Source organism: Mesorhizobium sp. WSM4840 (genome assembly GCF_055811755.1).
Window position 1 is genome coordinate 685,037 of sequence record NZ_JBVVQD010000001.1, and the last position, 13,937, is coordinate 698,973.

Sequence of the window (13,937 nt, forward strand, 5' to 3'; positions counted from 1 at the left end):
GATCACCTGTTTCAGCGATATCAACTTCATTCATATCGCATATCTAGAGATTTCAGTTGATCAAATAATGGCAAATCCTATGATCGATGGCTAGACGCCGGTACTGCCATGGCCTGTGGAGCTTGGAAGGGAATTGCTGAACATGATGCGCACCCCAGTTGCGACAAAGCCCGGATCACTGGATCGAAGGCAGTTCCTGGGCATGGCCGGCGCGCTAGTCTTATCGGCGAACTTGACCGTGAAAGCGCAGGCCGCATCCCCGGACAAATTCGTGAATGCCTGGCTGCGCATCGATCCGGACGATCAAGTGACGATAGTGCTGTCCCAGTCGGAAATGGGACAGGGCATCCAAACCACCCTTCCCCTGGCGCTCGCGGACGAGCTCGGCGCCGACTGGTCGCGGGTCAGGCTGGAATGGTCCGATTTCGATCCCGCATACCGGCATCCGCAATATCAGTGGATGTTCACCGGCAACAGTGAATCGATCTCGACCTTCTTCCCGATCATGCGGACCGTCGGCGCTGCCGCGCGCGAGATGCTCGTCGAGGCAGCCGCGGGGCGTCTGGATGTTGCGGCCGCCAGTCTTCGCGTCGACAAGGGCCGCATCCACCATGATCCGACAGGCCGGATGCTGACCTTTGGCTCGGTTGCTGCGGACGCGGCGAGGCTTGAGGTCCCGAAAGATCCCCAGATCAAGCCGGCAAGCAGCTCGGACCTGATCGGCAAGCCGCAGCCGCGCGTCGACATACCCCCGAAGGTCGATGGATCAGCCATCTTCGGCATCGATGTGAAAGTGCCTGGCATGGTGGTGGCCGCCATCCGCCGGGCCCCTTCGCAAGGAGGATCGCTCGCGGCATTCGATGCAGCGGCGATCAAGGCCGAACGTGGCGTGCTTGCCGTCGTCGAAATTCCATCCGGCCTCGCCGTCGTTGCCAATGACTACTGGACGGCGAAGCAGGCTCTCGATCGGGCCAATCTTTCATTCACGCCTGGTCCGCTCGCCGGATATTCAACCGATGGCCAGAAGGCCGAATATGTCGCGCTGCTGAAATCCGCCCCGTTCGACACAATGGTCAAAGCGGGTGATACCTCTGCCGCTCTTGCGGCTGCGAACGACGTGCTGGAGGTCACATTCGAAATTCCCGCCCAGGCGCATGCGACAATGGAGCCGATGAACTGCACGGCCCATGTGACGCAGGACCGGTGCGAGTTATGGATTCCGACACAGGGCGTCGAGATCACCCATGCCGTCGCCAGGCAGGTGACGGGCCTCGCGGACGACCAGATCATTATCCATAGGACGTTGCTCGGTGGCGGCTTCGGCCGGCGGCTGCTCGCGGATTTCGCCAAGATCGCTATCATCGTTGCAAAGGCCGCTGGCCGCCCTGTCAAGGTCATCTGGAGCCGGGAAGAAGATTTTCGCTACGACGCCTACCGCCCGCCAATGCTTCATGCGGTGAAGGCGTCTCTCGGCAATGACGGCCTGCCGGTGGCCATGACGCATCGTGTCGTCTCGCCTTCCCACATGCTCTACATTTTCCCGCGCGGCGCCATCAAGGCAGAGGGCGACTGGGCGCGGCCGATCATGCCGCCGGCAGCCTATGACAGCATGGCGGTCGAAGGTCTGACAAAGACGCCTTATGCCATTCAAAACTACGCCGTCGAGCAGCATCGCGTCGACACGCCGATTGCCGTTTCCGTTTGGCGCACAACCGGCCACGGGCCGAACAACTTTGTCCTGGAAAGTGTTGTCGACGAATTGGCGCACCGCGCCAAGGACGACCCGCTTTCCTATCGGCTGAAGCTTGCCGCTTCCGACCCTCGTGCGGTCGCGGTGCTGAAAGCTGTCGGCACATTGTGCGGCTGGTCGAATGCTCTGCCGGCCGGACGGTTCCGCGGCCTGGCGCTCGCCAATGCGTTCGGCGGCTATATCGCGCAAGTCGTCGAAATCTCCGTCAAGGACAGGGACATCAAGTGTCACCATGTCTGGAGCGCCGTCGATGTCGGCCAGACGCTCGACCCGGGCATTGCCACGTCCAACATCGAAGGCGGCGTGGTCTGGGGCCTTTCCGGACTGCGCACGGAAGTCACCTTCGCGGACGGTGAGATCGAGCAGACGAACTTCGACCAATTCGATCCGCTGCACCTGTCGGAAACCCCTGTCATCACGACACAATTCGTCGAGAGCGGCGGCAAGCCGACCGGCGTCGGCGAGATTGGTCCGGTGCCGACGCAGGCCGCTTTCGGCAATGCCGTGTTCGCCGCGACTGGCGAGCGCATCCGGACCCTGCCGATTTCGCGCAGCGGCTATCAGTTGGTCTGACGGGAGCCATACAATGACGAGATTTTCAGTCAATGGGAGTGCGGTCACGGTCGACGCCGATCCGGACATGCCGCTGCTATGGGCCTTGCGCGACCACCTCGGGCTGACCGGCACCAAATTCGGCTGCGGCATCGCTGCCTGCGGCGCCTGTACAGTGCACGTCGATGGCCAGCCAGTACGCTCCTGTTCCTTTTCGCTCGCTGACGCGGAAGACAAGCAGGTTACAACGATTGAGGGGCTATCGGACGATCGCGCGCATCCCTTGCAGCAGGCCTGGATTGCGGAACAGGTTCCACAATGCGGCTATTGTCAATCCGGCATGATCATGGCCGCCGCCGCGCTGCTTAAAGATAGGCCGCATCCAACCGATGACGACATCGATGCGGCAATCACCAATCTGTGCCGCTGCGGCACCTATGCCCGCATCCGCGCCGCGGTGCATCGCGCCGTGCGCGGTGCGTGATGATTGGCCGTCCGCTTCAGTCGCGAGCACTCGCCGGCGTGACGCTCGGCGTGATGGCAGCCTTGGCCTTCGTGCCGCCGCTGTGGTCGCAAACGAAGGGCGACAGCACGTCGTCGGCCGACGCCTTCGACACGATTGCCCGCGTCATGGCCAGCCCTCGCTGTCAGAATTGCCACACCCTGACGGACTTTCCGCGCCAGGGCGACGACCGGCATCGACACATGTTCCATGTAAAGCGTGGACCCGCGGATGACGGTGCGGCCGGCCTGCCCTGTTCCACCTGTCACGGACGATCGAACAACGCAGCCAGCGGCGTTCCCGGCGCCAACGACGAGTGGCGGCTCGCGCCCCTCACCATGGGTTGGGACGGCCTTTCCCAACATGAGCTTTGCGAACACCTGAAGGATCCACAACACAACGGAAACCGCAATGGCGGCCAGGTCATCGATCATCTCAGATCGGCCCTCGTCAGATGGGCCTGGTCGCCAGGCGTCGACCGGACCGGGAAGGCACGAACGACCCCGCCCGTCCCCTATGAGGAATTCACGAAGGATGCCGAAAGCTGGATGACGAGCGGAGCCGCATGTCCGAAATAGCCGAAGCTGAGGACTTGCCGGGTCGCGGCGCACCGAGCAAAGGCGGCACCGATCGAGGCCGCCGCCACTTCCTGCAATGTGTGGCCGCAGCCACGGTCGCGCAGGCCGGGTTTTGCGGATGTGGACTTCATCCGGCGCTCGCGGCCGGCGGCACCATCGCGGCGTCCGGCACGGGCCCTCTGGTCGATCCTGGCAAGGGCTACCTCGTCCAGCAGATTGGCGACGGGCTCTATTGGGTTACGGACGGTGCGTACAGCACAATGTTCATGGTCTCGTCGGCCGGGGTGGTTGCCTGCGATGCGCCACCCACGCTTGGGGAGAATTACTTCAAGGCCATTGCTGAAGTCACAGACAAGCCGGTGACGCATCTGGTCTACAGTCACGAACATGTCGACCATATTGCCGGTGCGCATCTGTTCGCAAAGGACGTCACGATCGTCGCCAACGCCCGGACGGCCGAACTGCTCGCTTCGCGGAAAGACCCGCGACGTCCGGCCCCAACCGTAACCTTCGACACGGCCTACACGCTCGAACAGGGAAACCAGCGCCTCGAACTGGCGTATGGGGGCATCAACCATTCGATCGACAACATCTTTATCTTCGCGCCTCGCCAAAAGACCCTCATGTTCATCGACGTCGTCTATCCCGGCTGGATGCCCTATAAGAATCTCGGCATTGCCATCGACATTCCGGGCTTTGTCGAGGCGCATCGCAAAGTTCTTGCCTACGATTTCGAAACGCTTGTCGCCGGCCACATCGACCGTCCCGGCAACCGCCAGGATGTCGAGACGCAGGCCGAACTGGTAAAGGACCTCGTCAACGCGGCGGAACTGGCCTATGCGAGCCTATCTTTCCCCGCCTTCCTAACGCAGCATCCGCCGAGGCTCGCCGGAAGAACGGCCTGGGACCTCCATCAGGATTATGAGCAGATCCTGGTCTCCCAGATGCATGATGGGCTTCTGCCGAAATGGCGCGACAGGCTCGCCGGGACCGAAACCTACCTGCGCGACAATTGCTGGGCGATGCTCGAAGCTTTCGTCGTCCAGGGAAAGCCTGATATCTCGGGGCTGTAGCGCATTACCGCTCGTGGGCTCGATATCCGCGCATCGACGCCTTGCTTTTGCAACGAGCCTTGCGGATCAGCACCGACTACCAGTTGACCTGACGCGCGTCCGGCAGAATTGTGCTTCGTGCAATTGTCGACGAGCACCGCTGCCCCATGAACCCGCGCGACCCACCAAAGCCTACAGACGCCCCGCTGACCTTCGCGGTGCTGGTCTTCCCCGGTTTTCCGATGATGGCGTTCAGTTCGGTCATCGAGCCGCTGCGTGCGGCCAACGTCCTGGCCAAGCGGGACTGCTATCGCTGGATCATCGTCGGCGCCGCCGAGGGGCCGGTCGAGGCCTCGAACATACGCAACTGTTCACCCTGGCCGAAAGCCTCGGCGGCGTCGAAAGCCTGATCGAGCACCCGGCGCTGATGACACACGGCTCGATCCCGGCGAAAAAGCGGGCTGAGATTGGGATTTCCGATTCGCTGGTGCGGTTGTCGGCCGGAATCGAGGATGGCGACGATCTGATTGCGGATTTGGATCAGGCGCTGGCGGGTTGAGGGGGTCCGTGCCCTGTTGGATAGGGGCGTCAGTTTGAAATTTCCCGGCTGACCGGCGCATCCAACTGTGAATTGACAAAGGCGACGTACCCTCGCTTTGCTATCGGGCAACCTGGGAGGGAAAGTCATGGCTTACTCGTATCGTTGCAGGAACTATCCGGGAAACGAGGCCTGTCCAGCGACGTTCACGGCAGAGACCGAGGCGGAAGTGATGAAGCATGTCGAACTTCACGGCGCGATCGCTCATGGGGAAGACCCGAAGCAATGGTCGCCGGAAGACCGTGAACAGGTCAAGAAGCTAATTGTAGCTACCTAAACCTGCTGTTTGTATGGGACGCGCAGAGCGCCCGCCACTATCTCCAATGCTTCGGCAAGCATTTAGGAGTTCGGCCCGATAGGCGACAACGCCTAGGCGCGGTGACAATTTCAAACTGACCCACCACCGCCCGTTGACCTGAGTGGCATCCGGCGGAATTGTGGTCTTTCCTGCAATTGCCGACAGGCACGATTGAAGCATGACCATTCGCGAGCGCCACCAACCACCGGCAACCGAAGGCCCCCTCACCTTCGCGGTGCTGGTCTTCTCCGGCTTTCCGATGATGGCGTTCAGTTCGGTCATTGAGCCGCTGCGCGCGGCCAACGTGCTGGCGAAGCGGGACTGCTACCGCTGGATCATCGTCGGCGCCGCCAAGGGACCGGTCGAGGCCTCGAACGGCGTCGTTATCCAGCCCGGCTTTTTTGCCGGCGATGCGCCGAAGGTCGACTGCATCGTCGTCTGTTCGGGCGGTGATGCCGATCATCTTGTCGCCGACGATGCCGTGAGCTGGATACGCAGGAGCCTGCGCGGCGGCGCCCATATCGGCGCGGTGGCGGACGCCGCCTTCTTCCTGGCGCGGGCCGGCCTGCTCGACGGCCATGCCTGCACCTTGCACTGGACCAGCCAAGCCGCCTTCACCGAAGCATTTCCCGATATCGAGCTGAGGCGCGATCTCTACGTCATCGACCGCAAGCGCTTCACTTCGGCCGGCGGCGTCGGCAGCCTCGACATGATGCTGGAGATCATCACCAACGATTTTGGCGCCGAACTCGCGGCCGGCGTCGCCGAGTGGTTCGTGCACAGCCCGCTGCGCTCCAGTGTCGACCGCAAGCTGATGCCGCTGCGGTTACGCACCGGCGTCCAGAACGAGCTGGTGCTGTCGGCCATCGCCATCATGGAGGATGCGGTCGAGGAGCGGCTCGGCATGGCGGATCTGGCGGAAAAGCTCGGCGTCTCCTCCGACAAGCTCGAACGAAACTTCCGCTCCGAGCTCAGCATCTCGCCCAACGGCTATTACCGCCGCCTGCGGCTGAAGCGCGCCGCCGATCTCCTGGCGCATTCGACGCTGATGGTGCGCGACGTGGCGCTCGCCTGCGGTTTTGCTTCGATGTCGAGCTTTGCGCGGGCGTTCAGGGAGGAGCATGGCCACGCGCCGAAGGTGGCGCGCAGGCATTAGTTGCGGCCAGCGCCCGACACGGGAGGACGTTGACCTTCCGCCCGTGCCACGCCATGCCTGCGACCTCCCGCGACGCTAATGCGTGTCCGCAAAAGTGCGCCGCGGTTTTGCGATAGAGACATGCATAAAAACAAGAACTTAAAGCGCGTCGCATCAAATCCGTTCAAACGCGACGCGCTTCAGGTGTCAGCTCGGCCTGATGTTCTGGTTGACCCGGAAGAAATTGGTCGGGTCGTATTTGCCTTTCAGGGAAACGAGGCGGTCGTAATTATCGCCATAGGTGGCCTTAAGCCGGCTTTTGTCCTCGTCATCCATCATGAAGTTCACATATCCGCCCCTGTCCGAATAGGGGTGGATGGCTTCCCAATAGCCCTTGGTCCAGCGCGTGATCTCACCTGCCTTTTGCGGGTTGGCATCGATGCCGGCAATGACCATCGACCATGTCGCGTCACGGGTGTTCCAGGCTGTGTCGTTCCTGCCCGCACGCCGCACCGCACCGTCGATCGGATAGAGGTGCATGAGCGAGAGCGCGCTCGGCAGCTTCCTCGCCTGCGCGATATGGACGTCGATCGCCTCGTCCGTCAGTTCCTTGACGAAGTCACCGCGCCAATACCATTGCAGGCCCTTTGGGAAAAATGGGTCGAACATCGACTGCAATGCCGGGAATGGCATGGCGCCCATCCAGTTGAAGAGCGGCGCCGGCAGCCGGCCAAGCAACTCGCCCATGAGCGCCTCGCCCTTTTCCGCGGGTCCATTGTAGCAGGAGATGATGGCGCAGGCGCGTTTGCCCTGGTGTTCCGCTGGGAAAGGGTCCACCGGCGGAACGGTTTTCAGTCCGACGAAACTCCCGAGTTCCTCCGGCGCATCGGGCAGGAAATCCCGGTAGGCGCGCATGACGGGCGCGGCATCTTCGAGATCCCAGAAGATCGGACCGGCATAAACCATGCTCACGGGATGAGCCTGGAACAGGAAGCTCGTCACAATGCCGAAATTGCCGCCGCCGCCGCGCAGGGCCCAGTAAAGGTCAGCGTTCTCGGTCGCATTGGCGGTGATGATGCTGCCGTCGGCGAGCACGACATCGGCTTCGAGCAAATTGTCGATGGTCAGGCCATGTTTGCGGGTCAGGTAGCCCGTGCCGCCGCCCAATGTAAGGCCGGCTATCCCGGTGGTGGAAACGATGCCGGCGGGCACCGCCAGCCCGTAGACATGTGTCGCGTGGTCGACATCGCCCTGGGTGCAACCCGGGCCAACGCGAACGGTGCGCTCAGCCGGATCGACACGCACGCCCTTCATCATCGACATGTCGATCATCAGGCCGTCGTCGACGCTGCCGAGACCGGGTCCGTTGTGACCCCCGCCGCGGATGGCGACACGGAGATCGTTCTCGCGCGCGAATTTTACCGCCGTGGCAACGTCGGCGGCGTCCACGCACCGCGCGATCAACTGTGGATATTTGTCGATCATGCCGTTGTAGAGGCTCCGCACCTCATTATAGTCGGGGTCTTTTCGGCCTATGACTGGACCGCGCATGGTCCCGGCAAAGGCTTCGGTGGCTGTATCCTGCATGATTTCCTCCCTGAAGTGACAGTTTTCTGTTCAAATCATTGATTATCCCCACCCACTATTTGCAGCGGCGAACATGCTGCTGTTCCCGATCCATCGAATTGCACCAAGCAACCGGAATTCACGCCGAGGCTGCCTGTACAATTCAGGTGCCGCGCCCGACGCGATGTTTGAAGTCAGTCAGTTTTCGTTCGGAGGTTTTTGCGGCATGGCGCCGGCAAACAAAGAATACTCCTCCCCCGACTTCCGAGCAATCTGTTCCTGCGCTCGCCATGATGCTGCCTGCTTGCCGCCAGGTTAGATGAGATCCCAAGCAGCTGCGGTATTCTGCACGACATTTGCGGCATCCCGCACAAGCCTTTCCCGACGCGCGGCTATGTTCAGGGCTTGTTTATGCATGTCGTGATCCCAAACCGCTGCGCATCCGCGGGTCGAGCCCAGGGCAGGCTTTTGGGCGACATGCTTCCAGGAGGCGCCCATGAGCATCGTCGTTTTTGACCCCGACAGCACCGAGGACGTGGATTTCAAAGACCGCATGCGCCACCCGGCGGCGTCCGATCCGGCAGGCGGCATGTGGCTGTCAGACACCGAGCCGTCCTTCATCGATGCGGACGCGCTGCGCAAGGGGCGGCTAGCCAAGCTGCGCGCCTGGATGCGCGAGGCCGGTTATGGCGCCGTCGTGCTATTCGATCCCTACAACCAGCGCTATGCCACCGGCTCGCGCAACATGTTCGGCTATTTTCTGCGCAACTCGACACGCTATTTCTTCATCCCCACCGAAGGGCCGATCGTGCTGTTCGAGTATCCGCAGAGCTACCATGTCTCGATGGTGCTCGACACGATCGACGAGGCGCGTCCGTCCAAGCTGGTCTGGTCTTCCGTTTCGGGCCGCGACGACGAAACCGCGGGTCCCTTCGCCGACGAGATCGCCGAACTGCTCAAGGCGCATGGCGGCGGCTCGATGAAGCTCGGCCTCGACCGCTGCGGCCATCTGCAGGCGCTGGCGCTGGAAAAGCGCGGCTGCGAGGTCCGGGATTGCCAAGGTGAAATCTTGGCCGTGCGGGCAGTGAAGACGCCGGAGGAAATAAAATGCCTGCAGGTGTCGATGGCCGGCGCCGAGGCCGCCGTCTATGCGGTGCGCGAGTCAATCAAGCCCGGCGTTTCCGAAAACGATCTGTTCGCCATCATGTATCACGAGGTGATCCGGCAAGGCGGCGAGTTCATCGAAACCCGCCTGCTGACCTCGGGCCAGCGCACCAACCCATGGTTCAAAGAGGCCAGCGGCCGCAAGATCAGGCCGGGCGAACTTTTGGCGCTGGATACCGATACGATCGGCTGCTACGGCTATTATTCGGACTTCTCGCGCACGTTCCGCTGCGGGCCGGGCAAGCCGACGGATTATCAGAAGTCGCTCTACCGCATGGCCCACGATCAGGTTCAGCACAACATCTCGATCGTCAGGCCGGGCATGGCGTTTCGCGAGATTGCCGAAAAGGCCTGGAATATCCCGGATCGCTTCGTCGACCAGCGCTATACGTCTGTCATGCACGGCGTCGGCATGCATGGCGAGACGCCGTTCATCGCGCACGCCATGGACTACGAGACCTATGGCCGCGACGGTTTTGTCGTACCCGGCATGGTGGTGAGCGTCGAAAGCTATATTGGCGAGAAAGGCGGACGCGAGGGTGTCAAGCTCGAGGACGAGATCCTGGTCACCGAGACCGGCACCGAACTTCTGTCGCGCTTTCCCTATGAGGACGATTTTCTGGAGAAACAGGTTTGATCCCAGCATCCACCACTGGTCGCGGTGCGGTATCGCAAATCTTCGGGACTAACCGCAGCGCTCATGCTTTCGTCATCCTAGGGCGGAGCAAGGAGCGCAGCGACGCGGCGCAGACCCTAGGATCCATGCCGTTACATCTAGGCTTCGAGACGGTGCAGAACTCTGTTCCGCTGCATTCTTCACTAGAGGTAACGGCATGGATTCCAGGGTCTTCGCGACGCCGCTTCGCGGCTGATTCGCCCTGGAATGACGAAGTTCAGGTATCCGAATGAAGAGCCCGGTCTCGATCAAACGCGGCACGGTGGCCGCGGTGTTCGTCGACCTCCAGGAGGAGCATCGGCAGGACAAGCGTTATCTGGTCGAGGGTTTTGCCGACATTCTGGCCAACGTCCAGCGCCTGCAGGCGGCGGCGCGGGTCAACGATGTGCTGCTCTACCATTCGGCCTATATCGTCGATCTCACCAGGGAGGCGCGGCGGTTCCATCCGGTCGATGCGAATGGCAGGTCGGCCTTCTCCGACAAGGACGATCCGCTGACGGCGATCTGTCCGGAAGTGGCGCCGGTCGCCGGCGAGATGATGCTGGTCAAGACCGAGGCCAGCGCCTTCGGTGCAGGCCCCGCCGCGGGGCGGCTCAAGGCCGAAGGGATCGAGTGGCTGGTCGTTGCCGGCGTGTGGACCGAGGCCTGCATCGACGCCACCGTTAGGGATGCGGTGTCATCAGGCTTTCGGGTGCTGCTGGTCAAGGATGCCTGCGGCAGCGGCAGCACGGCAATGCACCAGACCGCAATCCTCAACCTTGCCAACCGGCTCTATGGCGGCGCCGTGACCACCACCGACGGCGCCTGCCGGCTGATGGCAGGCGAGACGGTCGATGCATGGCAGGTCCAAGGTTCCGTGCCTTTGCGCTTCACCTATGAAAATGCGGCCCGGCTCTACGACGAGCTCTGATGCTTCCAGGTGGGACCGGATGGCGATGGTCAGCGGCGCCGAAAAAACCGAAAAAGCAAAACGGGAAAAATACGCGACGCTGCTCGATCCGGCGCTGTGGGCCTATATCGACCGGGTCAACGCATGGTATCCGCCCGAAATCGACCTGCCGGTCGACAAGCAGCGGTCGGTCTACGACGCGATGTGCCGGGCGTTTCACGCGGGCACTCCCGCAGGCGTTGAAGCCAGCGACGGCACGGTTGTTGCCGGCGGCCACGCGATCCCGATCAGGCGCTACCAGCTGGCGGGCAAGGCGCCGCAGGCGCTGGTCGTCTATTATCACGGCGGCGGCTTTGTGCTTGGCGGCCTCGACAGCCATGACGACATCTGCGCCGAGATCTGCGCCGGCACCGGCTTTGCGGTCTTATCCGCCGACTACCGGCTGGCGCCCGAACATCTGCATCCGGCCGCCTTCGACGATGCGCTGGCGGTGTTCGAATGGGCGGCGACAAGCGGGCTGCCGGTTGTGCTGTGCGGCGAGAGCGCCGGCGGCAATCTTGCCGCCGCGGTCGCGCACGCGGCGCGCCGCCATCCTCGCCGCGCAATTGGCCAGGTGCTGGTCTACCCCGAGCTGGGCGGTGACGAGAGCGCCGGCTCCTATGTTGAGCACGCCGAGGCGCCGCTGCTCACCCTCAGCGACATCGAATTCTATCGCCAGGTCCGCTCCGGCAAGGCACAGTCGCCGGACGACCCGACCTTCCTGCCGCTGCACGACAGCGACTTCTCCGGCCTGCCGCCGACGGTCATCGTCACAGCGCAATGCGATCCGCTGTCATCGGACGGCGAGGCCTATCGCGACCGCATCCTTGCCGCCGGCGGCCGCGCCTGGTGGTACGAGGAGCAGCGTCTCGTGCACAGTTTCCTGCGCGCCCGCAAAACCGTGCCGCGGGCCGGCGAAGCGTTCACCCGCATCGTCGCCGCCATCGCCACGCTCGGCAAGGGCGACTGGTTGTAGGGAACCCGCGAAGGCCCCCTCATCCGGCCGCTTCGCGGCCACCTTCTCCCCGAGGGGAGAAGAGATCGCCCACGCCGGTGCCAGCCTCTTCTCCCCGCCGGGGAGAGAAGGTGGCCGCGAAGCGGCCGGATGAGGGGGCCTTACAAGCACCCCACTCGTCACCTCTGCGGAACAGCGCACAACAGCTGCGGAAACCCGAACACTTTCCCGCTAAATCCCACACTATCATTGCCCATGGACAAAGGCGCCCGGCGGCCGCATCCGCCCCCGCGACGCGGTCGACCGGGCGCCGGCAGGGAGGATTCGACGATGAAATTCATGTTGACCAACAGAGCGTTGCATCCGCAGGCCGAGCCCGTCGCCGACGGCTTCAAGAAGGGCGGCATGAACCGGCGCGAATATCTCGCCACCATGGCAGCACTTGGCGTCAGCGCCGCCGGCGCGCTGGCGCTTGGCGGCCTTGCGCCCTCCCCGGCCAGGGCGCAGGAGCCGAAGCGCGGCGGCGTCTTGCGCGTCGCCATGAACGTCAAGGGCTGGAAGGACCCGCGCACCTTCGACGGCGTCGAAATGTCCAACGTCGCCCGCCAGTGCAACGAATATCTGGTGCGCTGGAACCGCGATTTCACCTTCGAGCCGTGGCTGCTTGAGAGCTGGGAGACCAGTGATGACGCTCGCGTGCTCACGCTGCACGTCCGCAAGGGCATCACCTGGTCGAACGGCGACACTTTCAACGCCGACGACGTCGTCCACAACCTGATGCGCTGGTGCGATGCAAGCGTTGCCGGCAATTCGGTCGCCGAGCGCATGGGCGCGCTGGTCGACGCCGCCACCAAGAAACCGGTCGACGGCGGCATCGAGCGTGTCGACGACTTTACCGTCCGGCTCAATTTGCCGAAGCCCGACGTTTCGCTGATTGCCGGCATGACCGACTATCCGGCGCTGATCATGCATCGCAGCTACGATGGCGACGGCGATCCGCTGAAGGCGCTGGCGATCACCACAGGACCTTGCGAGCTGGTGGCATGGGACGCCGAAGTCGGCGCCGAGGTCCGCCGCAAGGACAAGCCGTGGTGGAAAGGCGACTTCTGGCTCGACGGCATCCAATGGGTCGACTACGGCTCCGATCCCAATGCGATGTTTTCGGCATTTGAATCGGGCGAGATCGACACCAACCACGAAACCGCCGCCGATACGGTTTCGCAAACCGATGCCATGGAGCTAAGCAATTCGGAGCTTGCCACCGGCTCGACCATCGTCGCGCGTTTCAACGTCGGCAATCCGCCCTATGACGACATCAGGGTGCGGCGCGCCGCCCAGCTCGCCGTCGACAACGCCGCAATCCTGAAGATCGGCATGGACGACCGCGGCAAGCCGGCCGAGAACCACCATGTCGGCCCGATGCACGCCGAATACGCCGATATTGGCCCGGCCGTCCGCAATATCGATCAAGCCAAGGCGCTGCTTGCCGAGGCCGGCAAATCCGACCACGAATACGACCTCATCTCCGTCGATGTCGACTGGCAGAAGAACACCGGCGACGCCATCGCCGCGCAGATGCGCGACGCCGGGCTGAAGGTCAAACGAACCGTGCTGCCGGCGGCGACGTTCTGGAACGACTGGAGCAAATATCCCTTCTCCTGCACCGAGTGGCTCGGCCGGCCGCTGGGCGTCCAGGTGCTGGCCCTGGCCTACAGATCCGGCGCCGCCTGGAACGAGACCGCCTACGCCAATCCAGAGTTCGACGCCTTGCTCGACAAGGCGCTGGCCACACCCGACGCCGGCGAGCGCCGCGAGATCATGGCCAAGATCGAGCAGAACCTGCGCGACTCCGGCATCATCATCCAGCCCTACTGGCGCTCGGTTTATCGGACGTTCCGCAAGGGCGTGCATGGCTGCGAGCAGCACCAGTCGCTGGAGCAGCATTTCGACAAGGTTTGGCTCGAGGCGTGAACGCGGGTGCCGTCCCTCCAGCCTCTCAAGACCTGGTTCTTCGCCCACGCGAAACGGGGGAGAGGTGGCCGCGAAGCGGCCGGAGAGGGGGCTTTCGTAGTGCGCGATTCCCCCTCTCCGTCTCGGCTTCGCCGAGCCACCTTGTATGGGGCTTTCGCTGTCAAGGGGCCTTTTCAAGGCGGCCATCCCTTTGTTCGACGGTTTGGCGGCCA

11 protein-coding genes and 2 pseudogenes are annotated in these 13,937 nt (G+C 63.0%); 12 read left to right on the top strand and 1 reads right to left on the bottom strand.

Annotated elements, in window-relative coordinates; translation table 11 throughout:
• Positions 1–202 precede the first annotated feature (202 nt).
• From AC0L3I_RS03435 to AC0L3I_RS03470, 8 genes and pseudogenes are all read left to right on the top strand, one after another.
• Entirely contained in the window at positions 203–2,323 is a 2,121-nt protein-coding gene (locus tag AC0L3I_RS03435; protein WP_473526001.1) for a xanthine dehydrogenase family protein molybdopterin-binding subunit, read from the top strand.
• 13 nt (positions 2,324–2,336) lie between these two features.
• Positions 2,337–2,786: a (2Fe-2S)-binding protein gene (locus AC0L3I_RS03440; RefSeq protein ID WP_473485786.1), complete on the top strand. Its 450-nt coding sequence runs from the start codon at positions 2,337–2,339 to the stop codon at positions 2,784–2,786.
• Entirely contained in the window at positions 2,786–3,382 is a 597-nt protein-coding gene (locus tag AC0L3I_RS03445) for a hypothetical protein (RefSeq protein WP_473525972.1), read from the top strand. The genes AC0L3I_RS03440 and AC0L3I_RS03445 overlap by 1 nt, the downstream gene beginning before the upstream one ends.
• Complete coding sequence (locus AC0L3I_RS03450) at positions 3,370–4,455, top strand: MBL fold metallo-hydrolase (RefSeq protein WP_473485784.1); 1,086 nt, start codon at positions 3,370–3,372, stop codon at positions 4,453–4,455. The genes AC0L3I_RS03445 and AC0L3I_RS03450 overlap by 13 nt, the downstream gene beginning before the upstream one ends.
• Before the next feature lie 146 nt (positions 4,456–4,601).
• Positions 4,602–4,793 (top strand): annotated as a pseudogene (locus tag AC0L3I_RS03455) (GlxA family transcriptional regulator); the annotation flags it as partial.
• Positions 4,778–4,993 (top strand): annotated as a pseudogene (locus AC0L3I_RS03460) (PLP-dependent transferase); the annotation flags it as partial. The pseudogenes AC0L3I_RS03455 and AC0L3I_RS03460, both read left to right, overlap by 16 nt.
• 127 nt (positions 4,994–5,120) lie before the next feature.
• Positions 5,121–5,309: a DUF1059 domain-containing protein gene (locus AC0L3I_RS03465; RefSeq protein WP_127211681.1), complete on the top strand. Its 189-nt coding sequence runs from the start codon at positions 5,121–5,123 to the stop codon at positions 5,307–5,309.
• A gap of 199 nt (positions 5,310–5,508) precedes the next feature.
• Positions 5,509–6,486, top strand: a complete 978-nt coding sequence (locus AC0L3I_RS03470; protein ID WP_473485783.1) for a GlxA family transcriptional regulator — start codon at positions 5,509–5,511, stop codon at positions 6,484–6,486.
• A 186-nt stretch (positions 6,487–6,672) separates the two neighbouring features.
• On the opposite strand, the gene AC0L3I_RS03475 is transcribed toward AC0L3I_RS03470, so the two are convergent.
• Positions 6,673–8,052, bottom strand: a complete 1,380-nt coding sequence (locus tag AC0L3I_RS03475; protein ID WP_473485782.1) for an FAD-binding oxidoreductase — start codon at positions 8,050–8,052, stop codon at positions 6,673–6,675.
• A 475-nt stretch (positions 8,053–8,527) separates the two neighbouring features.
• Here AC0L3I_RS03475 and AC0L3I_RS03480 point away from each other — a divergent pair, with 475 nt between their 5' ends.
• From AC0L3I_RS03480 to AC0L3I_RS03495, 4 genes are all read left to right on the top strand, one after another.
• Positions 8,528–9,832 (top strand): M24 family metallopeptidase, encoded by a 1,305-nt coding sequence (locus AC0L3I_RS03480; protein WP_473525973.1) that lies wholly within the window; start codon positions 8,528–8,530, stop codon positions 9,830–9,832.
• 268 nt (positions 9,833–10,100) lie between these two features.
• Positions 10,101–10,781, top strand: coding sequence for an isochorismatase family protein (locus AC0L3I_RS03485; RefSeq protein WP_473485780.1), 681 nt, complete (start codon positions 10,101–10,103; stop codon positions 10,779–10,781).
• A gap of 19 nt (positions 10,782–10,800) precedes the next feature.
• Positions 10,801–11,775, top strand: a complete 975-nt coding sequence (locus AC0L3I_RS03490) for an alpha/beta hydrolase (protein ID WP_473525974.1) — start codon at positions 10,801–10,803, stop codon at positions 11,773–11,775.
• A gap of 309 nt (positions 11,776–12,084) precedes the next feature.
• On the top strand, positions 12,085–13,725 hold the full coding sequence (locus tag AC0L3I_RS03495) for an ABC transporter substrate-binding protein (RefSeq protein ID WP_473525975.1): 1,641 nt from the start codon (positions 12,085–12,087) through the stop codon (positions 13,723–13,725).
• Positions 13,726–13,937 lie beyond the last annotated feature (212 nt).